We start from the raw sequence: 27,000 nt of genomic DNA, 5'->3' as shown, positions 1-27,000 counted from the left end.
AGTGAACGACGGCGACGGGACCCTCGCGGCACAGGACCGGGGGAGGCAGTTCGGCCCGCTCGGCACGGCGTTGGTGATCATTCCGACCTACAACGAGGCGGAGAACATCAAGGCGGTCGTGGGCCGGGTGCGCAAGGCGGTCCCGGAGGCGCACGTTCTCGTGGCCGACGACAACAGCCCCGACGGCACGGGCAAGCTCGCCGACGAACTGGCCGTCGGGGACGACCAGGTGCAGGTCCTGCACCGCAAGGGCAAGGAGGGCCTCGGCGCCGCCTACCTGGCGGGCTTCCGCTGGGGCATGGACAACGGCTACGGCGTCCTGGTCGAGATGGACGCCGACGGCTCGCACCAACCCGAGGAACTGTCCCGCCTGCTGACCGCCCTCAAGGGTGCCGACCTGGTCCTCGGATCCCGCTGGGTGCCCGGCGGCCGGGTCGTGAACTGGCCCAAGTCCCGCGAGTTCATCTCCCGCGGCGGCAGCCTCTACTCCCGCCTCGCCCTGGACCTTCCGCTGCGCGACATCACCGGCGGCTACCGCGCCTTCCGCCGCGAGACCCTCGAAGGCCTCGGCCTCGAAGAGGTCGCCTCCCAGGGCTACTGCTTCCAGGTCGACCTCGCCCGCCGCGCAGTCAGGGCCGGTTATCACGTGGTCGAGGTGCCCATCACCTTCGTCGAGCGCGAGCACGGCGACTCCAAGATGAGCCGCGACATCCTCGTGGAGGCCCTGTGGCGGGTCACGACGTGGGGCGTGGGGGAGCGGGTCGGCAGGATCGCGGGCCGGGGCAAGCCCTCGCAGCCGTAGCCGTACGCGTTCACAGCTCCGGTTGATCGTCCCCTTATCCCGTGCTGAGCCGGGCCCAGGCACACTGGAAGCATGACGACTGGCGCTCCGACTCCCACGCACCCCGCCCGGCCCCGGCGCTCCCGGCTGCGCACCTTCCTGCCGCTGGGCGTCGCCGCCTGGCTGGTGCTGGAGATCTGGCTGCTGACCGTGGTCGCCGGCGCGGCCGGCGGGATCACGGTGTTCCTGCTGCTGCTCGCCGCCCTCGTGCTCGGCTCGGTGGTCATCAAGCAGGCGGGCCGGCGCGCCTTCCAGAACCTGAACGAGGCGCTGCAGCGGGGCGGGGCCCCCTCGGGTTCGAACGGCGGCGGCAACGGCCTCATGATGCTCGGCGGCCTGCTCCTGATGATCCCCGGCCTGATCTCCGACGCGCTGGGCCTGCTCCTGCTGATCCCGCCGGTGCAGAAGGCCCTCGGCCGCTACGCGGAGCGCACCGTCGACCGCAAGCTCCGGGAGGCCACCCAGGGCAGCCTGGGTGACGCCTTTCAGCAGGCCCGGATGCACCGCCCCGACGGCAAGGTGGTCCAGGGCGAGGTCATCAGGGACGAGCCGGGGGACGCGCCCCAGGACCCGCGTCCGCCACTGACGCGCTGAGCCCTCCGGCCGCATCACGCGCTCAGCGTTCGGCCGCACCGGAACGCGAAACCGCGGGCGCCGTACGTGAACTCACGTACGGCGCCCGCGGTTACTTTGGTGCGTTGTTCGTCCGCCCAGACCCCGAAGGGACTACGCCGACTTCCGGCTGTCTCGCGGATGGACCGCAATGTTCATCGCGCCGGAGCGGAGAACTGCCAGGCGCTCCTCGAGGACCTCTTCGAGTTCCTCGCGGGTGCGCCGTTCCATCAGCATGTCCCAGTGTGTACGCGCGGGCTTGGCCTTCTTTTCCTCAGGGCCGTCGCCGTCTACGAGGAGTGCCTGGGCCCCGCAGACCTTGCACTCCCACTCCGGCGGGATCTCCGCCTCGACCGAGAAGGGCATCTCAAACCGGTGCCCCTTCTCGCATGCGTACTCCACGGCCTGGCGCGGGGCCAGGTCGATGCCGCGGTCCGTCTCGTAGCTGGTCACCACGAGGCGCGTGCCGCGAAGAGCTCGCTCACTCATGAATCGTGCCTCCCGGGCTTGTCGCCCACAGGACAGGTGTCGCTGTCGTCGTCATCCGGTTCAACGTCCGGTCGGCGGTAAAGATTCCCGTTCCGGGTCCCGTCCCGGGCAATGCGTCGCCGGCGTAGCCGCCCCTTGTTGTACCCACCAGTGCCCGGTTTGTCACATCTGCTAGCAGATGTGACCCAGCGTTTCGGCATCATTGACGCGCAGTAACGGTACGCCTGGCAGGCCAAACGCGTACACTACATCGCTTTCGTGTTGAACGCTAAATCCTTTCGGGAATCGGATTGCCCGCGTCGCCGATCGCCCGCCGCACCGGAACCCGCGCCAACAGCACGAACCCGATGACGAAGAAGGCCACCAGCGAGATGATCGCGTCCCGGTAACTTCCGGTCACCTGGTAGGTGATCCCGAACAGCAGCGGGCCCAGCCAGCTCATGCCCCGGTCGCTCAGCTCGTATGCCGAGAAGTACTCGGCCTCTTTGCCGGGCGGCACGAGATGGGAGAACAGCGACCGGGACAGCGCCTGGCTGCCGCCGAGGACGAGACCGATCCCGGAGGCCAGTACGAAGAACCACCCGGGCGCGCCGGCCGGCAGGAAGTACCCGGCCCCCAGGGTCACCGTCCACGCGACCAGCGAGCCCAGGATCGTGCGCTTCGCGCCGTAGGTCCGGGCGAGTCTTCCCATCGTCAGCGCGCCCGCGACGGCGAGCACCTGGACCAGCAGCACGGCGCCGATGAGCGTCGACTGTCCGAGGCCGAGCTCCTCGGAGCCGTACACCGACGCCTGGGAGATCACGGTCTGGATGCCGTCGTTGTAGATGAGGTACGCCAGCAGGAAGGCGAGGGTGAGCGGGCGGCGGCGCATGTCGCGGACGGTCGCGGCGAGCTGGCGGAAGCCCGGAGCGGTAGCCTCCCGAGCGGCCTTCGCCTCGAAGCGGCGATCACGCAGCCGGCGTAGCGGAATGAGGGCGAAAGCCCCCCACCACAGGCCCGCGGAGGCCAGGCAGATACGGACGGCGGCACTCTCCGAGAGACCGAAGGACTCGTGGCCGCTGTACAGGACGAGGTTCACGACCAGGACCAGCGCACCCGCCGCGTAGCCGAAGGCCCAGCCGCGGGAGGAGACGGCGTCGCGTTCCTCTGGCGGGGCGATCTGCGGCAGGTAGGAGTTGTAGAGCATCATCGCCACGGACTGCGCGGCGTTGGCGACGACCAGCAGGGCGCCGCCGAGCAGATAGCGCTCGCCGCCGAGGAAGAACATGCCCGTCGTCGCCGCGGCCCCGGTGTACGCGGCGGCCGCCAGGAGGGGTTTCTTGCGGCCGGTGCGGTCGGCGGCTGCGCCCACCAAGGGCATCAACAGCACGGCCACCACCACCGACAGGGACACCGAGTACGCGAAGAAGGACCCGGCGCGCACCGGGATCCCCAGCGGATGCACGAAGCCGTCCGTGTCCGCCGCCGACTTGGCGACCGAGGTCAGGTAGGGGCCGAGGAAGACGGTGAGGACGCTCGTCGAGTAGACGGAGCAGGCCCAGTCGTAGAAGTACCAGCCGCGCTGTTCGCGCCGCCGTTCGGCGGCCTCGTCCGCCGATTTTGCCCGCACGGTGTCGGTGCCCACCCGTGCCCTCGCTTCCCCGTGAAGGTGCCGCGCGCGGGCGTGCGGCCGGGGGGCTTCCGGGGTGTCAGCCCCAGACGCCGCGGTCCTCCATGACCTTGCGCAGTGTGTCGATGTGATCGGTCATGATGCCATCGACTCCCAGGTCCAGGAGCCGGTGCATGCGTTCCGGCTCGTTCACCGTCCACACGTGCACCTGCAGGCCGAGCGCGTGGGCGGTGCGCAGGAAGCGGTGGTCGACCACCTGGATGCCCGACTGGATCTCCGGCACCTGCGCGGCGACCGCGGAGCGGCGCACGGCCGCCGGGAGTCCCCAGGAACGCAGCCGCAGGTTGAGGACGCCCCGGGTGCCGTACGACGTAGCGAGGCGGGGCCCGGCCAGTCGCTGGGCGCGGACCACGCGCGCCTCGGCGAACGAGCCGAGGCAGACCCGGTCCCAGGAGTTCGTGCGTTCGATGAGCTCCAGGAGGGGCAGCAGCGCCGGCTCCGCCTTGACGTCGACGTTCCAGCGCGCCTCGGGGAAGGTCTCCAGAAGGTCCTCGAAGAGGGGCACCGGTTCCTTGCCCGCCACGCGCGCGTGCCGTACGTCCTTCCAGGGCAGGTCCGCGATCAGGCCCGCCCCGTCGGTCATCCGGTCCAGGGTCGCGTCGTGGAAGGCCACGAGTCTGCCGTCCGCGGTGGTGTGGACATCGGTCTCCAGATAGCGGTAGCCCGCCTCGACCGCGTGCCGGAACTGCAGCGCCGTGTTCTCCAGACCATCCGCCGCCCCGCCGCGGTGGGCGAAGGCGATCGGGCCCGGATGGTCGAGGTAGGGGTGGCGTATCCGCGAGGTCACGGTCGAAGTATCGCCTGCCCCCCTTGCCCGGAGGCAACGACCGTGCTGCCGTCGGATGCCGACGGGACGGCGAAGACGCGCAGGAAGATCTGGGCGAGCGGGCCGATGGACACCGCGTACAGCAGAGTGCCGATGCCGATGGTGCCGCCCAGGGCGAAGCCGGTCACGACGACCGCCACCTCGACGGCCGTCCGCATCAGACGGATCGAGCGGCCCGTGCGCCGGTGCAGGCCGGTCATCAGCCCGTCCCGCGGGCCCGGTCCGAAGCGGGCCGAGATGTAGAGGCCGGTCGCCACCCCGTTGAGCAGGATCCCGGCCAGCAGGAGTGGGACGCGTACGGCGAGGGTGTGTGCCGCGGGGACCGCGGCGAGCGTTCCGTCCATGGCGATGCCGACCACGAAGACGTTGGAGACGGTGCCGAGGCCGGGGCGCTGGCGCAGCGGGATCCACAGGAGCAGCACCGCGGCGCCGACGAAGATCGACACGACGCCGATCGTCAGGCCGGTGAGCTCGGCCAGGCCCTGGTGCAGCACGTTCCAGGGTTCCAGGCCCAGACCGGACTCGACGAGCAGCGCCGAACTCGCCCCGTAGAGCCCGAGACCGACGTACAGCTGGATCAACCGTCGTCCGGCGCGGCTCGGGCTCTTCGTGGACAAGTGGTCCCCCTCTGGTGTGGTCGCAGTGGCCTGACACATGACACCCTGTGGCTTGGGTGGAAACATCATCCATGGCCAATTCGGGTAAGGTGGACTGATTTACATGGGGCAGTGGACCTCGGCGATGGGTGCCGCGCAGCTCGCCCGGCTGCTCAACTCCCAGCAGGACCGCCCGGCCGGCCCGGGCACCCGCCGCCCGCCCGCCTACCGGGCGCTGGCCGACGGCATCCGGCTGCTGGTGCTGGAGGGCCGGGTGCCGGTCGCCGCCAGGCTGCCCGCCGAGCGCGAACTGGCGCTGTCCCTGTCCGTCAGCCGTACGACGGTCGCGGCGGCGTACGAGGCCCTGCGCGGCGAGGGATTCCTGGAGTCCCGGCGCGGGGCCGGCAGCTGGACGGCGGTGCCGGCCGGGAACCCGCTGCCCGCCCGCGGCCTCGAACCCCTGCCCCCCGAAGCCCTCGGTTCGATGATCGACCTCGGCTGTGCGGCGCTCCCCGCCCCCGAGCCGTGGCTGACCCGAGCCGTGCAGGGAGCCCTGGAGGAGCTGCCCCCGTACGCCCACACGCACGGCGACTACCCGGCCGGGCTGCCCGCACTGCGCGCGATGATCGCCGAACGGTACACCGCACGCGGGATCCCGACGATGCCCGAGCAGATCATGGTGACGACCGGCGCGATGGGCGCGATCGACGCCATCTGCCACCTGTTCGCGGGACGCGGTGAGCGCATCGCCGTGGAGTCGCCCTCCTACGCCAACATCCTCCAGCTGATGCGGGCGGCGGGCGCCCGGCTGGTGCCCGTCGCGATGGCCGAGGGGCTGACCGGCTGGGACATGGACCGCTGGCGGCAGGTACTCCGGGACGCCGCGCCCCGGATCGCGTACGTCGTCGCCGACTTCCACAACCCGACCGGCGCGCTCGCCGACGAGGACCAGCGGCGGCAGCTGGTCGAGTCCGCGCGCTCGGCCGGGACGGTGCTCGTCGCCGACGAGACGATGAGCGAGCTGTGGCTGGACGAGGACATCGCGGACGCGATGCCGCGGGCCATGTGTGCCTTCGACCCGGCCGGGTCGACGGTCGTCACGGTCGGCTCGGCCAGCAAGGCGTTCTGGGCGGGGATGCGGATCGGGTGGGTGCGCGCCGCTCCCGACGTGATCCGCAGCCTCGTCGCCGCCCGCGCGTACGCCGATCTGGGCACGCCCGTGCTGGAACAGCTGGCGGTGAACTGGCTGTTCAGCACGGGGGGCTGGGCGAAGGCCGTGGACGTGCGACGACGTCAGGCCAGGGACAACCGGGACGCCCTGGTGGCCGCCGTGCGACGGGAGCTGCCGGATTGGGAGTTCGAGGTGCCGAAGGGCGGGCTCACCCTCTGGGTGCGGACGGGCGGGCTGTCCGGGTCACGGCTCGCGGAGGCGGGCGAGCGGGTGGGCGTGCGTGTGCCGTCCGGACCGCGGTTCGGGGTCGACGGAGCGTTCGAGGGATATGTGCGGCTGCCGTTCACCGTGGGGGGCGCGGTGGCCGAGGAGGCGGCGTCGCGGTTGGCCGCGGCGGCGCGGCTGGTGGAGAGCGGGGGGTCCGGGGGCGGAGAGGCGCCTCGCACGTTCGTGGCGTGACCGGGGCCGGGCGGGCGGCGAGGGACTGCGCCCACCAGTGCCGCCCCAGCGGCACCACCGCCCGGCTACGGTGCTTCCGCCGCCATGGCCTCCGTCGGCACTTCTTCCGTGGGTACGGCCTTTGTCGCTACCACCTCGGTGGGGACGGCCTTCGTCACCGCCACCTCGGTGGGTACGGTCGTCGTCGGTACCACCTCCGTGGGCGCGGCCTTCGTCGCTGCCACGTCCGTGGGGACAGTCTCAGTAGGCACCGCCTCCACCGCTGCCGTCTCCGGCAGATGCTCGCCGTCCGCCGGCGTCGTCCGTGGCGGAAGCAGGGCCAGGACCGCTTGGCGGTCCGCCTCGCTCGTCGCCTCGTCGTACGGGTCGGGCGTGGACGGGACCTGGAGCCGGTGGACCGGGCCCGAGCCGAGGCGCGCGTAGCCCCGGCCGGGCGGGACGTGGGCGACCGGGGTCGTGTGCGGGGGCGCGCCCAGGACCGCTTCCAGTTGGTCGGCCGTGGCCGGGCCGAGCACGACACGCGCGCGTGTGTGCTGGCGTACGGCCTCGCTGAGGGCCTCCGCGCTGTCGAACTGGTCGGCGACGACCACCGTCACGTTGGCCGCGCGGCCGTGCCGGAGCGGGAGCTGGAGCAGGGTCTGCGGGTCCTCGCGGCCGTCCGCGGCGGCCACGTGGGCGAAGGCGCTCGGCCGGTCCAGGAGGAGCCACAGGGGGCGTTTGGTGTCGTCCGGCGGCGGGTCGCCGGCCTGGCGGGCACGGTTGACCGCGATCAGGCGGCGCTCGGTCTCCGTGGCCGCCCATTCCAGACTCGCCAGCGCCCCGGCCAGCCCGCACTCGACGGCGAGGACGCCGTCCCGGCCGGTGAGGCAGGCGTACTCGCCGGTGCCGCCGCCCTCGACGATCACGACATCGCCGTACTGGAGGGCCTGCAGGGCGATGGAGCGCAGCAGCGTGGAGGTGCCGCTGCCGGGCTGGCCCATGACCAGCAGGTGCGGCTCGGTGGAGCGGATGCCGGTGCGCCAGACGACCGGCGGTACGTCGCGCTGTTCCTCGCCGTAGGCGAGGGGGAGGGTGCGCCGGACCTGGGTCGGGTCGGTGAAGCCGAGGACCGTCTCGCCGGGGGACGTGACGAAACGCTGCGCGGCGATGTCGGTGGGCAGGGGGGCGAGGGCCGTCACCGTGAGCTGGTTGTCCTGCTCGTCCCACGTGAAGTGGTACTCGCGGTCGCGGCCCGACTTGGCGTGCAGCAACTGCTCGATCCGGGCGCGGGACTCGGCCTCGCCGTCCGTGAAGTACGCCGGGTAGTGGATCAGCAGGTGTGTGATGCGGCCGGTGGCGTCGAAGTCGTACGCGGGGAAGGCCTTGTCCCACTCGCCGCCGTGGGAGTACAGCGGGGCCGGGTCCTCGGTGGCCGAGAAGTACGGCACCAGGGCCTCGTACAGCGACTGGAGGCGCTGTGTCTGGGACTCGTCGGGGCCGTCGGGTTCCGGTTGTCCGCGGTCCCGGCCCTGCCAGGCTGCCGCCGCCATCAGGGTGATGGCGGCGAGCAGCGGGCCGTACGGCGCGAGCGCCACGACCAGGACCACCGACGCCACCAGGAAAAGCAGCGGTCCGCGCTTGTCCTTGGGGGTGTCGGCCCACTTGCGCCGCCCGGCCGAGGCCAGCCGGCGCAGACCACGGGTGATCGTGATCAGCGGGTGGAGGACGTCGGTGGCGCTGTCGGCCGCCGTCCGGGCCAGCTCCCGGCTCCGGGCGATCTGCGCGCTGCCTGTGCTCAGGATGCGGGGGAGGGGGCGCCGGGCCACTGCTGTCTCCTGGTGGTGCGTACGGACGTGCGGGCGTCAGAACTTGATTCCGCCGAGGAGGCTCGCGAGGCTCTCGCTGCCTGCCTTGATGCTCGGGGCGATGGCCGTGCTCGCCAGGTAGAAGCCGAAGAGTGCGGCCACCAGGGCGTGGGAGGCCTTGAGTCCGTCCTTCTTGAAGAAAAGGAAGACGATGATTCCGAGCAGGACCACACCTGAGATGGACAGGATCATTTGCGTTCTCCTGGTTCGTGGGGACAGTCACCATGAGTACTTCCAGGATCACAGGATGTATCCATACGATAAAAGGTGCAACTGGGTGAAATTCCAACGATTTCCCCCAGGTGGCGGAGCCGTCTTGGCCCGGTTGGGCAGGCTCTTGCGCCCGGCCGGGCCTGCGACGATCTTTACCTCCGGCACATCGGGTCATGTGCGGCACGAGCCAGTACCCTGGCGATTCACCTGAACGGTTGTACTGAGAGGCGGACCGGCCGATGACTGAAGCCCCCGACCCCGAGGTCGTGGAGCTGGCGACCAAGATCTTCGATCTGGCCCGGCAGGGGCAGACCGAGGCACTCGTGGCGTACGTCGACGCGGGCGTTCCGGCCAACCTCACCAACGACCGAGGCGACTCCCTGGTGATGCTCGCCGCCTACCACGGCCACGCCGGCACCGTGCGTGCCCTTCTCGCCCGCGGCGCCGAGGGCGACCGGATCAACGACCGGGGCCAGACCCCGCTCGCCGGGGCCGTCTTCAAGGGTGAGGAGGAAGTGATCAAGGCGCTTCTGGAAGGCGGTGCCGACCCCGCCGCGGGCACGCCGTCGGCCGTCGACACCGCACGCATGTTCGGCAAGACACAACTGCTCGAACTGTTCGGCACACACTGACACGTACGCCCTGACCTGGGCGGACACGAAAAACGGGGGAGGCGGTAACCGGCCGCCGAAATTTCGGTCGCGGTAGATGGAACTGCCGAGTCATCATGACGTCGTGATTCACGGACGTGATGGCCGGGCAGGTGATGCCGCACCGCGCGGACCGTGATGCGGTCCGCATGGGCCACCGACGAGAGGCAGAGGAAGATGGCTTACAGCAAGCAGGAAACGGCGGGCGCCCCGACGTGTTGTCACGCGGCCAGGTAATGCACGTCCCCGGTTGCGTCGACGCTTGATGTGAGGCTGTTTCCCATGTTCGATCCGGTCATAGCGCCCAGCGGCACGCTGCTCGGCCTGCTTCAGCGGGGCCGCGGCGACGGCACACTGCACGCGCTCACCGCACCGCGCGCCGAAGCGCTCGCGGCGCTGAACCACTGTGTTCTGCGTGATCCCCGCCACGACTGGCAGGTGGAGAACCGCTCCCTCTACTACGCCCGTCTCTACCTCGACCTGAACGGCGAGCTGGACGAGATCGAGGCACACCTCTTCGATGTCGAGGACGTCTTCGACACCGAGGAGTCCCGCACCGGCCTCACCCTTGCCGTCCTCGGCCATCTCGCCTCGTACGGCAGGCGGGACGCGCTCGAACTGCTGCGCAGGTACGCCGCCTCGGGCGCCAACTGGGCCTGGGCCCTGGACGAACTGGCGCTGCGCGACGACGACGCCGGACTGCGGGCCCTCGCGGCCCCCGTCCTGGCGCGTTTCGCGACCGACGCCGAGGGCGAGGCCGAGCTGGCCGCGACGGTGCGGGACGCCTTCGAGCCCCGGCCGTGGCGCCTGTGGGCCGACGATCCGCGCGAATCCATCGCCACGCGTGTGCGTGCCGCTCACGAGACGGGCTGCTTCGACCGCTGGCAACGGCAGATGCGACCAACCGGACCCCGTCCGGGGTGGAGCGTGCAGGCCGTCTTCGAGTGGGCCCAGCAGGGCGTCGAGCGCGGTGCCGCGCTCCATGTCCCCGCCGCCCGCTGCCTCACGGCCGTCGCCGGCCCCGAGGACCGGCCGGAGATCCTCCGGGCTGCCAAGGACGGCACCGACGGCGCCCGCTGCACCGCGTTGCGCTATCTCGCCGACAGCGGTGATCCGGACGCCCTGCACCTGATCGAGGTCGCCGTGGTCACCGGCTCGGCGGCCGTGATGGAGGCCGCCGTGGACGCCTTCGAACGCATGCGCAGCGTCGCCGCGGTGGACCAGGCGCGCGGCTGGGCCCGCCGGCCCGACCCCCTCGGTGCCGCCGCCGCACGGATGCTCGCCTGCCGGGGCGGAGCCCAGGACAGCGAACTCGTCCTCGCGGCCCTCAGGGAGGCGGTACGGGGCGAAGGCCCCGACGCGCCGACCTTGTGGACCCTCGTCGACGGCACCGGGCGCCTCGGCATCGCCTGCGCGGCCCCCGTGCTCCGGCACATCTACCGCGAGACCGCCTCGTCCCATCTGCGCGGCCGGGCCGCTCGTGCCCTCGCCGCCACCGACCCCTCCTTCGCCACCGGCTTCGCCGTCGAGTGCCTGTGGGACTGCGAGGAGACCACGCGCGAGATCGCCGCCCGGCATGCCGAGACCGGTGACGCCCGGGTCGTGGAGCGACTGCGCAGGCTCGCCGCCGATCCGGCCGAGGAGGCCGAGGTCCAGACGGCGGTACGCAGCCGGATCGGACCGGACGCGCCCGCCATGTGAACGATCGGTGACCCGCGGGTCAGGCGGGCATGGACGCGGGCCGACCCGCTCGGGTGTGCAGCGCAACGCTCACACGACGTTCCTCGTCCGGAAAGATCCACGTTGACGCGGCCACGTCCAGCCCGGCGAGAACACCGGTATGCGTGTCGTCATCGTGACCGAATCCTTTCCCCCCGACGTGAACGGCGTGGCCCACTGCGCGCTCCAGACCGCCCGGCACCTCGTAGATCGCGGTCACCTTCCGCTCGTCGTCGCGCCGGCCGCCACGGCCGGCACCGGGCCCGACGCCCTCGCGCCGTGCCCTGTCATCCGCGTCCCCTCCCTCCCGCTCCCGGGCTACCCCCAGGTCCGCGTCGCCCTCCCCAGCCGACGCGTGGCCGCGGCGATCGTCGAGCACCGTGCCGACGTCGTCCACCTGGCGAGCCCCTTCGTCCTCGGCGTCCGCGGCATGGCGGCCGCCGCACGGCTCGGCGTTCCCGCCGTGGCCGTCTACCAGACCGACCTCGCCGGATACGCGCGGACCTACCTGGGCGCCGGGGAGGCCGCCGCCTGGCGGCGCATCCGCTCCGTCCACTCGGCCGCCGACCTCACCCTCGCGCCCTCCGGCCCGGCCCTGCACGACCTGGAGGCACACGGCGTGCCCCGGGTGCGGCTGTGGCGGCGGGGCGTGGACACGGCTCGCTTCCGCCCCGGCCTGCGGGACGAGGAGCTGCGCCGCGAACTCGCCCCGAACGGAGAGCTGATCGTCGGCTACGTCGGACGGCTCGCCCCCGAGAAGCAGGTCGAGCTGCTGGCCGGTGTCTGCGGCCTGGACGGCGTCCGGGTCGTGATCGTCGGCGACGGGCCGAGCCGGCCGAGCCTGGACCAGGCACTGCCGGGCGCGGTCTTCCTGGGCCGTCGCACCGGCGACGAACTCGCCCGGATCTTCGCCTCCCTGGACCTCTTCGTCCACACCGGCCCCTTCGAGACCTTCTGCCAGACCGTGCAGGAGGCCATGGCGAGCGGTGTGCCCGTCGTCGCGCCCGCCGCCGGGGGCCCGCTGGACCTGGTCGCCCACGGGCGTACCGGACTGCTGGTCCCGCCGAGCGACCCGGACGCCGTCCGGGACGCCGTGTGGTCCCTGGCCGCCGACCCGCGCCTGCGCACCGCGTTCGGCGCCGCCGCGCGCGCGACGGTCGAGGGGCGCACCTGGGCGGCCGTCGGCGACCAGCTGATCGGGCACTACGAGAGCGTGCTCACCGCGCGGAAGACGGTGGTGGCGGCATGAGCTCGTTGCGGATAGTGCGGCTGGCCAACTTCGTCACGCCGGCCTCGGGCGGTCTGCGCACCGCGCTGCGCGAGCTCGGCAAAGGCTTCAAGGCGGCCGGGCACCAGCCGGTGCTGATCGTGCCCGGTGAGCGCCCGGGCGACCGGGAGACCGAGCAGGGGCGGGTGATCACCCTGCCCGGTCCGCTGCTGCCGGGCACCGGCGGATACCGCGTCCTCACCGACAAGCGGCGCGTGGCGCGGCTGCTGGAGGAGCTGGCCCCCGACCGTCTGGAGGTCTCCGACCGTACGACGCTCAGGTGGACCGGCACGTGGGCGCGGCGCGCCCGGGTCCCCGCCGTGATGGTCTCCCACGAGACCGCCGACGGCGTGCTGCGCACCTGGGGTCTGCCTCAGGGCGCCGCCCGGCGCGCCGCGGACGCCCTCAACGTCCGTACGGCACACACGTACGCGCGCGTGGTCTGCACGACGGAGTTCGCCGAGCGGGAGTTCCTGCGGATCGGGGCGCGCAACGTCGTACGGGCGCCGCTCGGTGTCGACCTGGTGGAGCGGCACCCCGCACTGCGCGACCCCGGGCTGCGTGCCCGGCACGCGCGCGTGGACGAGGTGCTGCTGGTGATGTGCTCCCGGCTGTCCGTGGAGAAGCGGCCCGGCACCGCGCTGGACGCCTTGGAGGCGCTGGTACGGCGCGGGCGGCGGGCCGTGCTGGTGGTGGCCGGTGACGGGCCGCTGCGAACGCGGCTCGAACAGCGGGCGCGGGAGCGCGGGTTGCCGGTGACGTTCCTCGGACACGTCTATGACCACGCGTCGCTGGGCGGGCTGCAGGCGTCGGCCGACGTGTGCCTGGCGCCGGGACCCGCCGAGACGTTCGGGCTGGCCGCCCTGGAGGCGATGGCCTGCGGCACGCCCGTCGTGGCCAGCGCCTCGTCCGCACTGCCCGAGGTGATCGGCTCCGCCGGAGCCGTCGCGGCCGACCACGGGGGCGCCTTCGCGGACGCGGTGGACATGCTCCTCGACCGGCCCGTGGAAGAGCGGCGGGAGGCCGCACGCGCGCGTGCCGAGTGTTTCGGGTGGGACACCTCGGTCGCCGCGTTCCTCGACGCGCACGACGCGGTGGCGGCCGTACGGCCCTCCGTGCCCAAAGGTGTGACATGAGACCGCCGCGGTTCGTCGCCCTCGGCGACTCCCTGACCGAAGGTGTGGGCGATCCCGTCGGCGAGGGGTGGCGTGGCTGGGCCGCGCTGCTCGCCGGCGGGCTCACCGTGGAGTCCTGCGGATCGGTGGAGTCCGTCGGGTCCGTCGGGTCTGTGGGGTCCGTCGAGTCCGTCGCGTCCGTGGAGTTCACCAACCTCGCGGTGAGCGGGGCGCAGACCCGTGACGTGCTGGAGAGGCAGCTGCCCGCCGGGCTGGCGCTGCGGCCGGACATCGCGTCCGTCGTCATCGGGGTCAACGACACCCTGCGCTGCACCTTCGACGTCCGGGCCGTCGCCGCGCGCCTCGACACGGTCTACTCGGCCCTCACCGGGCAGGGCGCGGTCCTGCTCACGGCCTGTCTGCCGGACCCCGGCGCGATGCTCGGGCTGCCGGGGGCCCTGGCGCGTCCGCTGGCCCGGCGGCAGCGGGCGGTCAACGCCGTGGTGCACGCGCTGTCGGAGCGGTACGGGGCCGTGCATCTGCACGCCTGTGAGGGCGCCTGGCTCACGGACCGCGCGCTGCGGAGCGCGGACCGGCTGCACCCCGGCGAGAGGGGGCACAGGCAGCTGGCCGTGCGCTTCCACGCGCTGTTGGTAGAGAGCGGCCTCGCCACGGGGAGCGCCCCTTCCTCCGAGCCCGAGTTCCCCGCGCCCACCAGGTCGGCGAGCCTGTGGTGGCTGGCCACCGCCGGCACCGGATGGGTGGCCAGGCGGTGCACCGACCTGCTGCCGCAGCTTTTGACACTCGCCGCCGACGAGGTGCGGCACCGCGCGCGCGGGACGAGCGCCCGGCTCGATCTCCGGGCCTCCGCGGCGGTGTCCGCGGCGCTCGCCGCGCTGTCGGTGGCGGATGAGCAGCCGGGCGCCGCTTAGAAGTTCACCGGCGGCGTACGGCCACGAAGCGCACCGGCGTGCCCGGTACCGCCTGTGCGGCGGCCGGGAGGTCGGCCGTGCGGACGACGCCGATCACCGGATAGCCGCCGGTGGTCGGGTGGTCGGCGAGGAACACGACGGGCCTGCCGTCGGGCGGAACCTGAACGGCTCCCAGCACCATGCCCTCGCTGGGGAGTTCACCGGGCCGGGCCCGCTCCAGGGCGGGCCCCTCGGTGCGCAGTCCGATGCGGTTGCTCGCGGAGGACACCCGGAACGTGCGCGAGGTGAAGGCCCGTACCGCCTCCGGCGTGAACCAGTCCTCGCGCGGGCCCAGCGTCACGCGCAGGACGAGTTCGGCCGGGGGCGCCGGCTGCGGGGCGACGTCCACGCGCGCGTGGAGCTCTTCAGGGCTCCCCAGGGGCAGCACCGCGCCGTCGCTGAGGGGAGGCGGGCCGAGCCTGGACAGCAGGTCCGTGGAGCGGCTGCCGAGCACCGGCTCCACGGCGACGCCGCCGGAGACGGCCACATAACTGCGGACCCCCAAGACGGCCGCTCCGACGTCCAGGAGCGCACCGGCGGGCACGCGCACCGGCGCGCCCCAGGCGGCCGGGTGTCCGTCCATGGTCACCCGGCAGGGCGCGCCCGTCACGGCCACGGTGACCGTCGAGCGGGGCCGTACCGCGCAGCCGTTGAGCGTGGTTTCCAGGACGGCGGCCTCGGGGCGGTTGCCGACCAGCCGGTTGGCGAGGCCGGCCGCCGGTCCGTCCAGCGCGCCGGAGCGGGGCACACCCAGGTGGGCGTGCCCGGGGCGGCCCCGGTCCTGGACGGTGGTGAGCGCTCCGGCGCGTACGACGAAGAGAGCGCGGTCCGTCATGATGACGCCCCCTGCGGTCCCGTCGGAACGAAGCGCACGCGCGTGCCCGGCGACAGCAGGGCGGCCGGTACGCGCGCGTGGTCCCACAGCACGGCGTCCGTGGTGCCGATCAGCTGCCAGCCGCCCGGCGACGAGCGCGGGTACACGCCCGTGTACGGGCCCGCCAGCCCCACCGAGCCCGCCGGGACGGCCGTACGCGGCGTGGCCCGGCGCGGCACGTCGTACCGTGACGGCAGGCCGGCGAGGTAGCCGAAGCCGGGGGCGAACCCGCAGAAGGCGACCCGGAACTCGGTGCTCGCGTGGATACGGGCCACCTCCGCCTCACGGACGCCCCACAGAGCGGCGACGTCGGCCAGGTCGGGGCCGTCGTAGCGCACCGGCAGCTCGATCACGTCACCCGCGCGCGGAGGCTCGGGCGGGACTTCGGCGGCGGTCAGTTCGGACGCCAGGCGGCCCGGGTCGTCGAGGCCGTCGAGGAGGACCGTGCGGGCGGCGGGGACGATCTCGCGGACCGCCAGCGAGCCCTCCGCGCGGCGGCGCACCAGCTCGGCGTGCAGGGCCTGGGCCTCCTCGCCCGAGGCCACCTCGACGAGCAGGGCGTTGTCACCCACGGGCAGGGCCTTCATACGAAGGCCTCCACCTTGACGCCCGACGACTCCAGCCGCTCCCGGACCCGGCGGGCCAGGTCCACCGCGCCGGGCGTGTCCCCGTGCAGGCACAGAGAACGCGCACGCACCTCGATGAGCGCCCCGGACTGCGAGATGACGCCACCGGCCCGAGCCAGGCCCAGCGAGCGCTCCACGACCGCCTCCGGGTCGGTGAGCACGGCACCGTCCCGGCCGCGCGGCACGAGCGTGCCGGCGTCGGTGTACGCACGGTCCGCGAACGCCTCCGTGACGGCAGGAAGGCCCGCGTTCCCGGCCAGCTCCAGCAGGCGTGAGCCGGGCAGGCCCAGCACGGGCAGCGTGCCGCCCGCGAGGAGCACGCCGGCGACGACCGCGCCGGCCTGCTCCTCGTCGTGCACGACACGGTTGTAGAGCGCGCCGTGCGGCTTGACGTACGACACCCGCGAGCCCGCGGCGCGCGCGAACACCTCCAGGGCGCCGATCTGGTACGCCACCTCGGCCGCCAGTTCGGCGGGCGGCACGTCCATCGCGCGCCGCCCGAACCCCGCCAGGTCCCGGTAGGAGACCTGGGCGCCGATCCGTACCCCGCGCGCGGCCGCCAGCTCGCACACCCGCCGCATGGTGGCCGGGTCCCCGGCGTGGAAGCCGCAGGCGACGTTGGCGCTGGTGACGACGGTCAGCAACTGGTCGTCGTCGGTCAGCCGCCAGCGGCCGAAGCCCTCGCCGAGATCGGCGTTCAGATCGATCGAGGTCATGTGTCCAGTGTCTCCTGCTCAGGCCACGCGGTACTGCTCGTCGCGGGCGTCGGTGAGGAACATCTGTCCCGGTGCGTGAGTGATGGCGAACGGCGGGCGCGAGGCCATCACGGCGGCCTGCGGGGTCACTCCACAGGCCCAGAACACAGGGATGTCGTCCGGCTCGGCCGCCACCGGGTCGCCGAAGTCGGGACGGCCGAGATCGTCGATGCCGAGCGCCGCCGGATCCCCGCAGTGCACGGGGCTGCCATGCACCGCCGGGAGCAGACTGCTCTCCCGGATCGCCGTCGCCACGTGCTCCGGCGGCACCGGACGCATGGACACCACCATGGGCCCGTGCAGCCGCCCCGCCGGGCGGCACTGGCGGCTGGTGACGTACATCGGGACGTTGCGGCCCTGCTCGACGTGGCGGATCGGGACGCCCGCCTCGGACAGCGCCCATTCGAAGGTGAAGCTGCAGCCGATCAGGAACGACACCAGGTCGCCGCGCCAGTGCGCCCGCACGTCGGTCGGCTCGTCGACCAGCTCGCCGTCCTGCCACACGCGGTAGCGCGGCAGATCGGTGCGCAGGTCGGCGCCGTCCGCGAGGACGGTCGTCCAGGAGCCGGCGTCCGTCACGTCCAGCACCGGACAGGGCTTGGGATTGCGCTGGCAGAACAGCAGCATGTCGTACGCCCAGTCGGCGGGCACCGAGATCAGGTTGGCCTGGGTGTGGCCCGCCGCGACGCCGGCGGTGGGGCCGGCGAGCCCTGCGCGGAAGCGGGTCCGGGCGTCCGCCGGCCGCCACGCGTGCGCGTGCTCGTCCAGGAGGGTCAGGGGGCGGTCGTTCGTCACCGTGAGGGCTCGGTCTTCCGTGCGGTTCACGCGAGCTCCTTTCCGCGCGTCTCCGGCAGCCCCAGCAGTGCCAGGGCGGCGAGGCCGTATCCGATCGCGCCGAAGACCAGCGCGCCGCCGACACCCCAGCTGTCGGCCAGGAAGCCGACCGTGGTCGGGAAGACGGCGCCCACCGCGCGACCGGTGTTGTACGTGAAGCCCTGCCCCGTGCCGCGCACCGCCGTCGGGTACAGCTCGCTCAGGAAGGAACCGAAGCCGCTGAAGATCGCCGACATGCAGAACCCGAGCGGGAAACCGAGCACCAGGAGCAGGGTGTTGGAACCGCTCGGAATGTTCGCGTACGCCAGGATGCACAAGGCCGACAGCAGGGCGAACAGCCAGATGTTGCGCCGGCGGCCGAGCCGGTCGGTGAGGTAGCCGCCGGTGAGATAGCCGAGGAAGGCGCCGGAGATCAGGAACGTCAGGTAGCCGCCGGTGCCGACCACGGAGAGACCGCGCTCGGTCTTCAGGTACGTCGGCACCCAGGTGGCGAGGGTGTAGTAGCCGCCCTGGACGCCGGTGGAGAGCAGGACCGCGAAGAACGTGGTGCGCAGCAGGCCGGGCTTGAAGATCGCCGTGAACGAGCCTTTCCCGGTGCTCTGCTCGCGTACGGCGATCGCCTCCGGCGCGTCCTGCACCTTGCGCCGCATCCAGATGACCAGCAGCGCGGGCAGCGCACCGGTCCAGAACATGATCCGCCATGCCAGGTCGTCGCCGACGAACGAGAACACCAGCGTGTACATGATCACGGCGAGTGCCCAGCCGACGGCCCAGGAGCTCTGGATCGCGCCGAGCGTGCGGCCCCGGTGCTTGGCGCTCGCGTACTCGGCGACCAGGATCGCGCCGACCGCCCACTCGCCGCCGAAGCCGAGGCCCTGGAGGGCGCGGAAGACCAGCAGCGTCTCGTAGTTGGGTGCGAAACCGCAGGCGACCGTGAAGACCGCGTAGGTGATCACCGTGATCATCAGCGCCTTGACGCGTCCGACCCGGTCGGCCATCACACCCGCGAGGGCGCCGCCGACCGCGGAGACCACGAGGGTCACGGTGGTGAACAGGCCGGTCTGGCCGCTGTCCAGGCCGAAGTAGGCGGCCAGCGCGACCATGCTCAGCGGCAGCGTGAAGTAGTCGTAGGAGTCCAGGGCATAGCCGCCGAACGCGCCCGCGAAGGCGCGGCGACCGCGCGGTCCGAGGGCGCGCAGCCAGCCCAACGCCCCTTCGTCGTCGAGGTGTTCGTCCGGCGCGGGCTGGGCGTCGGTGGGCAGGGCCTGCGGTGGAGGGGTCGTGCTCATGGGCACCTCGCAGAAGGAGGACGGAGGGTGCTTGGGGAGTGAGCCGTGCCGTGCGGGGGCGACGCCGCGGTGGGGATGCGCCGTTCTCAGCAAGGTAGAGGATCGTTGAACGATCCTTCAATACCTATGTTGTTTCGTTCTTGTATCTGCGATTGAATTCCGGGCATGGCAGAGCAGCTGGCGGGACTGGCCGACGACCGTGCCCTCCTGGGCCGCACGAGCACGGCCGAACGAGTCTCGGACATCCTCAGGAGCCGTATCGCCGAGGGCTTCTTCCCGCCCGGGACGCGGCTGTCGGAGGACAGCATCGGCGGCGCGCTCGGCGTCTCCCGCAACACGCTGCGCGAGGCGTTCCGGCTGCTCACGCACGAGCGCCTGCTCGTCCACGAGTTGAACCGGGGCGTCTTCGTCCGGGTCCTGACCGTGGAGGACGTGGAGGACATCTACCGGACCCGCGGCCTCGTCGAGTGTGCTGTCGTACGGGGTCTCGGCGAGCCGCCGTACGCTCTGGAACGTCTCGCGCAGGCCGTGGCGGAGGGGCAGCGCGCGGCGCGGGACGGTGACTGGAAAGTCCTCGGTACGGCGAACATCCACTTCCACCGGGAGCTGGTCGCGCTCGCGGCGAGCGACCGGACCGACGAGCTGATGCGCAGCGTGTTCGCCGAACTGCGCCTGGCCTTTCACGTGGTGGACGACCCGCGCCGGCTTCACGAGCCGTACCTCGCCCGCAACCAGCAGATCCTGCGGGCGCTGGAGGCGGGGGACAAGGACGAGGCAGAGAAACTGCTGGCGGTGTATCTCGGCGACTCGTTGGAGCGGGTCGTCGAGGTGTACCGGCGGCGGGTCGGCGAGGACGGGTAGCCAGGCCGCCGCAATGGTGTGACCACCGTGACGCCGGGACGGCCGGGTCGCATCTGCGTCGTTTGGGTCGTTGTCAGACCGAGGACCTAGTCTGTGCACCGTGACTTCGCCTGCATCGACGGACAGCGTTCCGCCCCAGCTCAGCGCGGGGCCGCGCCCCGCACCGGGCCCGGCCGCCGACGAGGGACTGGCGCGGCGGCTGCGCGCGCTCGCCTGCACCGCGCCGCTGCACGACCTCGACGCCCGCAAGGCCAACCTCGCCGGCGAGTACTCGGTGTACGGCATGGCGGAGGTGGCCCTCGCGGCCATCGACCTGGTCACCCTGAACATGGACTTCGACACCGGCGCCGACCACGACCAGATCGTGGCCCGGCTCATCCCGCGCATCGCCGCCCAGGCCCCGCAGCGGCCCGTCGCCGAGCACGAGCGGGTGGCCCGCTGGGTCCTGGAGAACCTGATCAACGTCGGCAGCGTGGACCGCGGCTTCCGCGCGGTGTACGGCACGTTCGCGCAGGACGGCACATATGTGCGCCGCGACTACGACTTCAAGCTGATCGAGGAGGTGCCCGGACCCGGCGGCTCGGTCTATCTCCGTACGACGGACGAGGCGGTCAACGTCCTCGTCGGCGCCCTCGACACCGATGTCACCAGCGCGCAGATCGCCGCCGAGGTCAAGCTGGAGGTGCTGATCAGCCGGGGCCGCCTCGCCGACGCCCAGCTGGCCGCCGAACAGGCCCGCTACCGCACGGTGCAGTACTCGGAGACGCTGCGCAGAGCGCTGGACGCGACCCGGCGCAACGTCCGCGCGGTGGACTGGCTCAACACCGTCCCCGACATGATCGCCGAGGCCCTCGACCACGTCGCCGACCGGTACCGCCACGAGAACGCGATCCTCACGAACATCCGCAAGGCGCGTGACGAGTCCGAGGACCCGGAACAGAAGCGACGTGCCGCCGAATTGGTGGACATCGTCAAGGACTGCATCCGACGGCACACCCAGTTGCAGTCCCGGCTGCTGGAGGCCGGGCCGCTCTTCCGCGCCGAGCAGGACCGGCAGGCCTTCGCCACGCCCATGACGACGTCGGGCACGGACCTGTACGGGCATCTGCTCGCGCCGCTCCTGCCCCTGGCCCTGGAGCAGGCGGTCCGGGTCACGGACGCCTTCTTCGCGCGCGGGACGGGGCTGCGCACGCCGGTGTCGGTGCGGGTGGGGGACCTCGTCGACATACTGCTGACGCCGCCGATGGAGCGGGAGCATCTCGGTGCGGAGATGCCGGAACCGGATCTCATCGCCACGCCGGACGACAGCCGGTTCAGCGAGGAGCAGTTGGCTTCGGCGATGGAGTTGCTCGATCTGCCGGCGGACGCGCCGCGGAGGCTTTCGGGGCTGCTGGCCGAGGCCCGGCGCCGGGATCCCGATCTGCCGTACCTCGTCGCGCTGTTGGCTGTGCACGCGGCCAGTCCACCGGTCGGTACGGCGTACCGGCAGGGCGAGGAGAAGCTGTTGTTCGCCGTGGACGACGGGGTGGAGTTGGACGACCCCGAGTTCGGCGGGGCCGATTTGATCGTGGGGACGGCCTTGTTGGACGCGGTGGGGATGGCAGCCGGCAGGACGGAGGCCGCTTGATGGTGTCTTTCGGCTGCCGGCCGTCTGCGGCTGGTCACGCGGTTCCCCGCGCCCCTGAGGGAGTCGCCCTCGCCGTCGTTTCCCAGTTCGAGGAGTTGCAGTCGTGTCCGAGCACGTCGAGTGGAGTGAGCCGGAAGCCGGGCCCGCGCCGGTGACCGCCGCCGTCACCCCCGCCGACGCCGCCGACGCGGCGCGGCTCGTCGCCTTCGGGCTGCAGCCCAAACTGCAGCCCGCCCGGGACCAGGAGTACACGGAACTGCTGCGGCGCTACCGCGAGGACCCGCCGTTCGCGCGGCTCGCCGACGCCGTGGCGGCCGGGCTCGGACTGGTCGTGCTGGAGGTGTCCCCGCGCGCGGGGATGGCCGTGACCGCCGCGGAGGACTCGGTGTTCGCGGTGCGGATGGGCGACTACGCCCGCCGGACGTCCGCCGACGGCGGGGACCGGTTCCTGCACGGGCTGGCGCACCTCGCCGTCGCCGCCATGGCGTTCCCACGGCCGGAGGACCTCGCCGACGACGGGTACATCGGGCGCGTCTCGGTCAACGGCGTCGACGCGTTCGTACGGCAGGCCTGCCGACGCCTGGAGGAACGTGCCGAGGAGCAGGGCGAGAACACCGACCCGGCCACCGACGCGCCCGGTCTGGAGGCCGCCTGGCGGATCTGGGTCAGACGCAGCGCGACCGGTGCCACCAAGGACGCACGCCGGCTCGCCGGTTCGACGACCGGCATCGTCGGCAAGGCCGTCGCCTTCCTCACCGACTCCGGGTTCCTCCAGCGGACCGGGGACGACAACGGCGGCACCTACCGGACCACGGCCCGCTACCAGCTCCAGGTGCGGGACATGGCGGGCAGCGCGGCGATGGCCGAGCTGCTGGAACTGGGCGTCGTTCCCGTCACCGACGGGACGCCGACCCTGCTGCCCGCCGAGGACACCGACGACCTGGAACTGGTGGCCGACGCCGGCCTGCCGTTCCACGCGCCGGCCCAGTCCTGACACAGTCCTGAACCCCTCACCTGCCGAAGACTTACGAGAGTCCGCCATGTACGAGCTGTCCCGGGTCCGCCTCTACTCCATCGGGCCCGCTGGTGCGCGCTACGCCGACACCGTGCTTGACCTGCGCGGTGTGGGCCAGCCCGTGCCCGACCCCGCGCCCACCCAGGCGGAGTTCTTCGAGGAGGAGCCCGTCGGCCCGCCGCGCCGGCCGGCGCCCGCCGGCGTGCTCTTCCTGGAGAACGGCGGCGGCAAGTCCGTCCTGCTGAAGCTGATCTTCTCCGTGATGCTGCCGGGCCACCGCAACACCCTCGGCGGCGCCAGCTCCGGTGTGCTGCGCAAGTTCCTGCTCGCGGACGACTGCGGTCACGTGGCGCTGGAGTGGCAGCACGTGCTGACCGGCGAGTGCGTCGTCGTCGGCAAGGTGAGCGAGTGGCGCGGACGCCAGGTCTCCAACGACCCGCGCAAGTTCGCCGAGGCCTGGTACTCCTTCCGGCCCGGGCCCGGTCTGAGCCTGGACAACCTGCCCGTCGCCGAGTCCACCGCCGTACGGTCCTCCGTCGAGGGCCAGTCGGGCGCGCAGGGCCGTCGGCGCACCATGAAGGGCTTCCGCGACGCCCTCACCGAGGCGGGAAAGGCGTACCCGCATCTGGAGGTGCACTGGGAGGAGATCCACGACCGGTGGATCGAGCACCTCGGCGAGCTCGGCCTCGACCCCGAACTCTTCCGCTACCAGCGGGAGATGAACGCCGACGAGGGCGAGGCCGCCGGCCTCTTCGCGGTCAAGAAGGACTCCGACTTCACCGACCTGCTGCTGCGCGCGGTGACCGACACCCGCGACACCGACGGCCTCGCCGACCTGGTCAGCGGCTTCGGCAACAAGCTGGGGCGACGCGCCGAGCTGATCGCCGAACGGGACTTCACCGCCGGTTCGGTGGACCTGCTCGGCCGGATCGTCGAGGGCGCCGAGGCCCGCTCCCGTGCCCGTGACATCCACACCGGGGCCGAGCGCCGTACGCGAACCCTGGCGCGGCGCCTGTCCGCGCGCGGGGCCCGGGAACGCGTACGAGCCGCCGACCTCGCCCAGGGGGTCACCGCCGCCGCGTACGCCGTCACGCAGGCCGAGGCGGCCCGGGAGCGCAGCGCGCTGATCGCCGCCGAACTCGCCTACCGGCACGCATCCCTGGCGCTCGCCGCCGGCGAGAAGTCGGCCGCCGCGCAGAAGCGCGAGCTCGCCGAAGCACGCACGCTGCACTCCGCCTGGCAGGCCGCGGAGGCCGTGCTGCGCCACCGCGCGGCCGCCGACCGGGTGGCCCGCGTGGCCGTCGCGATCCAGGAGGCCGAGCGGGACGCGGCACCCGCGCTGGCCGCCCGGGCCAGGGCCGCCGTCGATCTCGTACGGGCCCTGCACGCGGCCGCGGAGGGCGCCGAGAACCTCGCCGACGAGGAGGAGGAGCGCTCCGCCGCCCTCCAGGAGGTCAGCGACCACGCGTACCGGGACTCCACCTCCGCCGCCACCGAGGCGCAGCGCGCCCGCAGCGAACTCGGGCATCTGCGGCAGCGGCTGAGCGAGGTCGAGCAGGAGACCGCGGAGGCGGTACGCGCGGGCTGGCTCGACGACAGCGCGCCCGACGCCGACCCCGCGCGCGCGGCCCTCGCCGCCAGCGACGCCGAGAAGGCCGCGGTCGCCGCCTGGGACACCGCACGGGAGGCCTCCGGCCGGGCCACCGAACACGCGCGCGAAGCGGCGGCGGCCGAGTCCCGCGCGGAGCTGACCGCGGCCCGCGCGGAAGACGCGGCCGCCGCCGCCGAACGCTCCTACGAGGCCGAGCGCCGACTCGCCGAGGCCCTGGCGGCCGAGGAACGACTGGCGGAGCTGCTGAGCCTGACCGGCGGCGACAGGCGCCCCTCGGTGGTTCCGCAGCCCCGGCAGGACACGGACGCCGGCGACCGGGGGGCGGTCACCCCCGAGGACCTCGACCGCTTCGCCGACGAGCTGCGAGAACTGCTCGACGACGCCGTCTCCGCCGCCGAACGACAGCTCTTCGACCTGCGTACGGCCGCCGCCGACGACTCCCGCATCCTCGGCGCGCTCGGCGACGGAGGGCTGCTGCCGCCCGGCCCGGACGTCCTGGCGACCGTCGAGTACCTCGGAGAGCACGGCATCCCCGCGCTGCCCGGCTGGCGTTACCTCGCGCAGGCGGTCGACCCGGCCGACCACGCGCGCGTGCTGGCCGCGCGGCCGGAACTGGTCGACGGCGTGATCATCACCGACCCCGACACGCACGCGCGTGCCCGTGAGGCGCTGAGCGAGGCGGCGCTGCTGCCGCGGTCCGCCGTGGCGGTCGGCACGGCGGCCGCCCTCCTCGCGCCGACTCCAGCCCCCCACTCCGACACCGGCGACGTCTTCCTCGTACCGCCCAACCCGGCCATGCACGACGAGCACGCCGCCGACGAGGAGCGGCAGACGCTGCGCGCGCGGGCCACCGAGCGGGACGAGGAGATCCGGGCGCTCGCGGCACGGCTCGGCAAGGACCGGGAGCTGGCGGCGCGGCTCACCTCCTGGCGCACCGGCTGCCCGGCCGGGCACCTCGTCGAGCTGGCCCGGGCCGCCCGCCAGACGCGGGCATTCGCCGAGGAGACCGAGGCCGAACTCGCCGAGGCGCGGACGGTGCGGGCCGAGGCCGACGAAGCGGCCGCCGAGGCCGCGCAGGTCCGGGACGAGCGGCAGGAGGCCGCCCAGAAGGCGCGGCGCGCCGCCGACGCCCTCGCCGGGCTCGCCTTCCGGCTCCGGGAACGGGCCGGCTGGCAGGTCAAGCTGCGCGAACTCGCCGACGAGGCCACCGAGTCGGAGGCCCGCGCCCAGACCTGCCTGGACCGTGCCCGCGCCGCCGACGAGGACCGGCGCGCCGCCCAGCGAGCGGCCGACGACGCCCGCCGCACCGCCCGTACGCTGCGCGCCGAGCGCTCCGAGATCGCGGGCGCCCCCGACGACGTACCGGAGAACCACCCGGCGGATCCCACGGCGTCCCTGCCGGCCCTCCGCGAGGCATATCGGGCCGCCTCCCAGCTCTACGAGAAGGTCGGCGTCGGCGCCGACCTGCGGGCCGAGCAGGCCCGGGCGGAGAGCGACGAGAGCGCGGCGCGCGCCGATCTGGACCGGCTGAGTAACAAGGTCCGCACGCGCGCGGAGCAGCTGCTCCAGTCGCCCGACGGTTCCGACGGCCCGTCCCGGCAGGCCGCCGTCGCGCGGGCGGAGGAGCTGGTGCAGCTCCTGGAGACCCGGATGTCCGGCGCGAGCGAGCAGCTCGGGCGGCTGCGCGGCGAGGCCGAGCGGCACGCGCCCGAGGACGGCGAGGCGCACACCGAACTGCCCGAGGAGGCCCAACCGCGCGACGCCGAGCACGCACAGGCCCTGCTGCGGACGGCCACGTCCGAACTCGCCTCCCGCACCGAGGCGTTGAGCCAGGCCCGGGAAGCGCACGCCGAACTTCTCGACGCCCACCGCGCCGCCGAGGACGCGGCCGGCGGCTTCGACGAGATCGCCGCGATGCTCCGCGACCTGCTGCGTGAACCCGCCTTGGAGGAGGAGCCGGAGGAGACCGAGGCGTACCCCGGCAGCCCGGAGGAGGCCCGGCAGTCCGCCGCCGAGGCCCGCCGGTCCCTGCGCGGCTGCGCCGCCGACCTGTCGGCCGCCGAAGCCGCGGTGCGCGAGGCGAGCGACATCCTCGTCCGGCACGCCAACTCCACGCGCTACGAGCAGGTCCGCACCCCCGCCCGGCAGCAGATCCGCGAGCTGCCCGCCTCCGCGCTGCCCGAGCACGCCCAGAAGTGGGCCGACGCCTTCGCGCCCCGACTGCGCGTCCTCACCGACGAGTTGGAGCAGCTGGAGCGCAACCGCGACTCGATCGTGGACCGGCTGCGCGGGCTCGTGGAGTCCGCTCTGGCCACGCTCAGGTCCGCCCAGCGGCTGTCCCGGCTGCCGGAAGGGCTCGGTGAGTGGTCCGGGCAGGAGTTCCTGCGCATCCGCTTCGAGGAGCCCGACCAGGCCACGCTCACCGAGCGGCTCGGCGAGGTCGTCGACGAGGCGACCAGGGCCGCCGTCAAGAAGAACTCCGACCTGCGCCGCGACGGCATGTCCCTGCTGCTGCGCGGCGTCGGCGCGGCACTCCACCCCAAGGGCGTCGCCGTCGAGATCCTCAAGCCGGACGCCGTACTGCGCGCCGAGCGCGTGCCCGTCGGACAGATGGGTGACGTGTTCTCCGGTGGTCAGCTGTTGACGGCCGCCATCGCCCTGTACTGCACGATGGCGGCGCTGCGGTCGAACGACCGCGGACGCGACAAGCACCGCCACGCCGGCACGCTGTTCCTCGACAACCCGATCGGGCGCGCCAACGCCACCTATCTGCTGGAACTCCAGCGGGCCGTGTCGGACGCGCTCGGCGTCCAGCTCCTCTACACCACCGGCCTGTTCGACACGACCGCGCTCGCCGAGTTCCCGCTGGTCATCCGGTTGCGCAACGACGCCGACCTGAGGGCCGGGCTGAAGTACATCAGGGTGGAGGAACACCTCCGGCCGGGACTGCCGCGTGAGGCTCCCGCCGGGGAAGCCGGGCACAGCGAGATCACCGCGACGCGGATGTACAAGCGCCCGGCGCCGAGCGTCCCGTAGACGGCGGTGGAGGGGGAACTGCGGGACCG

The 27,000-nt window shown here is 73.0% G+C and carries 23 protein-coding genes; 12 read left to right on the top strand and 11 right to left on the bottom strand.

Translation table 11 applies throughout. The features are described from left to right. The first annotated feature begins 1 nt into the window (after position 1). Together ACWBNA_RS15040 and fxsA are read left to right on the top strand one after the other, a co-directional pair. Entirely contained in the window at positions 2-802 is an 801-nt protein-coding gene (locus ACWBNA_RS15040) for a polyprenol monophosphomannose synthase (RefSeq protein WP_482704835.1), read from the top strand. Positions 803-874: 72 nt separating this feature from the next. Further along, positions 875-1,435 (top strand): FxsA family membrane protein, encoded by a 561-nt coding sequence (gene fxsA / locus ACWBNA_RS15035; RefSeq protein ID WP_482704834.1) that lies wholly within the window; start codon positions 875-877, stop codon positions 1,433-1,435. A gap of 132 nt (positions 1,436-1,567) precedes the next feature. Here fxsA and ACWBNA_RS15030 read toward each other — a convergent pair whose 3' ends face one another. The 4 genes from ACWBNA_RS15030 to yczE form a co-directional block, all read right to left on the bottom strand. Beyond that, positions 1,568-1,942 carry an RNA polymerase-binding protein RbpA gene (locus ACWBNA_RS15030; RefSeq protein WP_003977404.1) on the bottom strand — a complete coding sequence of 125 codons (375 nt, stop codon included), beginning with the start codon at positions 1,940-1,942 and terminating at the stop codon, positions 1,568-1,570. A 268-nt stretch (positions 1,943-2,210) separates the two neighbouring features. Beyond that, entirely contained in the window at positions 2,211-3,566 is a 1,356-nt protein-coding gene (locus ACWBNA_RS15025; RefSeq protein WP_482704833.1) for an MFS transporter, read from the bottom strand. Between the two features lie 64 nt (positions 3,567-3,630). Further along, on the bottom strand, positions 3,631-4,398 hold the full coding sequence (locus ACWBNA_RS15020; RefSeq protein ID WP_482704832.1) for a glycerophosphodiester phosphodiesterase family protein: 768 nt from the start codon (positions 4,396-4,398) through the stop codon (positions 3,631-3,633). Next, positions 4,395-5,093 carry a membrane protein YczE gene (gene yczE, locus ACWBNA_RS15015; RefSeq protein ID WP_482704831.1) on the bottom strand — a complete coding sequence of 233 codons (699 nt, stop codon included), beginning with the start codon at positions 5,091-5,093 and terminating at the stop codon, positions 4,395-4,397. The genes ACWBNA_RS15020 and yczE overlap by 4 nt, the downstream gene beginning before the upstream one ends. Positions 5,094-5,157: 64 nt before the next feature. Between yczE and ACWBNA_RS15010 the strand changes: the two genes are divergently transcribed. Further along, positions 5,158-6,663, top strand: a complete 1,506-nt coding sequence (locus ACWBNA_RS15010; RefSeq protein WP_482704830.1) for an SCO1417 family PLP biosynthesis transcription factor — start codon at positions 5,158-5,160, stop codon at positions 6,661-6,663. Between the two features lie 65 nt (positions 6,664-6,728). Here ACWBNA_RS15010 and ACWBNA_RS15005 read toward each other — a convergent pair whose 3' ends face one another. Both ACWBNA_RS15005 and ACWBNA_RS15000 read right to left on the bottom strand, forming a co-directional pair. Further along, a complete protein-coding gene (locus tag ACWBNA_RS15005; protein WP_482704829.1) occupies positions 6,729-8,468 on the bottom strand; it encodes a P-loop NTPase family protein in 1,740 nt (579 codons plus the stop codon). A gap of 36 nt (positions 8,469-8,504) precedes the next feature. Beyond that, positions 8,505-8,699: a hypothetical protein gene (locus tag ACWBNA_RS15000; protein WP_482704828.1), complete on the bottom strand. Its 195-nt coding sequence runs from the start codon at positions 8,697-8,699 to the stop codon at positions 8,505-8,507. A gap of 260 nt (positions 8,700-8,959) precedes the next feature. On the opposite strand from ACWBNA_RS15000, the gene ACWBNA_RS14995 reads away from it, so the two are divergent. The 5 genes from ACWBNA_RS14995 (at position 8,960) to ACWBNA_RS14975 (ending at position 14,403) form a co-directional block, all read left to right on the top strand. After that, positions 8,960-9,352, top strand: a complete 393-nt coding sequence (locus ACWBNA_RS14995) for an ankyrin repeat domain-containing protein (protein WP_482704827.1) — start codon at positions 8,960-8,962, stop codon at positions 9,350-9,352. A 300-nt stretch (positions 9,353-9,652) separates the two neighbouring features. Next, positions 9,653-11,071 (top strand): HEAT repeat domain-containing protein, encoded by a 1,419-nt coding sequence (locus ACWBNA_RS14990; protein WP_482704826.1) that lies wholly within the window; start codon positions 9,653-9,655, stop codon positions 11,069-11,071. Positions 11,072-11,210: 139 nt separating this feature from the next. Beyond that, positions 11,211-12,338 carry a glycosyltransferase family 4 protein gene (locus ACWBNA_RS14985; protein ID WP_482704825.1) on the top strand — a complete coding sequence of 376 codons (1,128 nt, stop codon included), beginning with the start codon at positions 11,211-11,213 and terminating at the stop codon, positions 12,336-12,338. Next, entirely contained in the window at positions 12,335-13,492 is a 1,158-nt protein-coding gene (locus tag ACWBNA_RS14980) for a glycosyltransferase (RefSeq protein ID WP_482704824.1), read from the top strand. The genes ACWBNA_RS14985 and ACWBNA_RS14980 overlap by 4 nt, the downstream gene beginning before the upstream one ends. Then, positions 13,489-14,403 carry an SGNH/GDSL hydrolase family protein gene (locus tag ACWBNA_RS14975; RefSeq protein ID WP_482704823.1) on the top strand — a complete coding sequence of 305 codons (915 nt, stop codon included), beginning with the start codon at positions 13,489-13,491 and terminating at the stop codon, positions 14,401-14,403. The genes ACWBNA_RS14980 and ACWBNA_RS14975 overlap by 4 nt, the downstream gene beginning before the upstream one ends. 4 nt (positions 14,404-14,407) lie before the next feature. Here ACWBNA_RS14975 and ACWBNA_RS14970 read toward each other — a convergent pair whose 3' ends face one another. From ACWBNA_RS14970 to ACWBNA_RS14950, 5 genes are read right to left on the bottom strand one after another with little or no spacing between them, the layout of a single operon-like run. Continuing rightward, entirely contained in the window at positions 14,408-15,277 is an 870-nt protein-coding gene (locus tag ACWBNA_RS14970) for a 5-oxoprolinase subunit C family protein (RefSeq protein WP_482704822.1), read from the bottom strand. Further along, positions 15,274-15,903, bottom strand: coding sequence for a 5-oxoprolinase subunit PxpB (pxpB, locus tag ACWBNA_RS14965; protein WP_482704821.1), 630 nt, complete (start codon positions 15,901-15,903; stop codon positions 15,274-15,276). Before pxpB ends, ACWBNA_RS14970 begins: the two co-directional genes overlap by 4 nt. Continuing rightward, complete coding sequence (locus ACWBNA_RS14960; RefSeq protein WP_482704820.1) at positions 15,900-16,658, bottom strand: LamB/YcsF family protein; 759 nt, start codon at positions 16,656-16,658, stop codon at positions 15,900-15,902. Before ACWBNA_RS14960 ends, pxpB begins: the two co-directional genes overlap by 4 nt. A gap of 18 nt (positions 16,659-16,676) precedes the next feature. Next, entirely contained in the window at positions 16,677-17,522 is an 846-nt protein-coding gene (locus ACWBNA_RS14955; protein ID WP_482704819.1) for a putative hydro-lyase, read from the bottom strand. Next, complete coding sequence (locus tag ACWBNA_RS14950; RefSeq protein WP_482704818.1) at positions 17,519-18,820, bottom strand: MFS transporter; 1,302 nt, start codon at positions 18,818-18,820, stop codon at positions 17,519-17,521. Before ACWBNA_RS14950 ends, ACWBNA_RS14955 begins: the two co-directional genes overlap by 4 nt. Before the next feature lie 165 nt (positions 18,821-18,985). Between ACWBNA_RS14950 and ACWBNA_RS14945 the strand changes: the two genes are divergently transcribed. From ACWBNA_RS14945 to ACWBNA_RS14930, 4 genes are all read left to right on the top strand, one after another. After that, positions 18,986-19,681 carry a GntR family transcriptional regulator gene (locus tag ACWBNA_RS14945; RefSeq protein WP_482704817.1) on the top strand — a complete coding sequence of 232 codons (696 nt, stop codon included), beginning with the start codon at positions 18,986-18,988 and terminating at the stop codon, positions 19,679-19,681. Positions 19,682-19,781: 100 nt separating this feature from the next. After that, positions 19,782-21,308 carry a hypothetical protein gene (locus ACWBNA_RS14940; RefSeq protein ID WP_482704816.1) on the top strand — a complete coding sequence of 509 codons (1,527 nt, stop codon included), beginning with the start codon at positions 19,782-19,784 and terminating at the stop codon, positions 21,306-21,308. Between the two features lie 103 nt (positions 21,309-21,411). After that, positions 21,412-22,302, top strand: coding sequence for a hypothetical protein (locus tag ACWBNA_RS14935; RefSeq protein ID WP_482704815.1), 891 nt, complete (start codon positions 21,412-21,414; stop codon positions 22,300-22,302). 46 nt (positions 22,303-22,348) lie between these two features. Continuing rightward, positions 22,349-26,971 (top strand): coiled-coil domain-containing protein, encoded by a 4,623-nt coding sequence (locus tag ACWBNA_RS14930; protein ID WP_482704814.1) that lies wholly within the window; start codon positions 22,349-22,351, stop codon positions 26,969-26,971. Positions 26,972-27,000: the final 29 nt, after the last annotated feature.

The sequence above is a fragment of the Streptomyces sp. Q2 genome (genome assembly GCF_056820935.1).
Note: the sequence above shows the minus strand (reverse complement) of the source record. Positions and strands in the feature narration are given on the sequence as shown.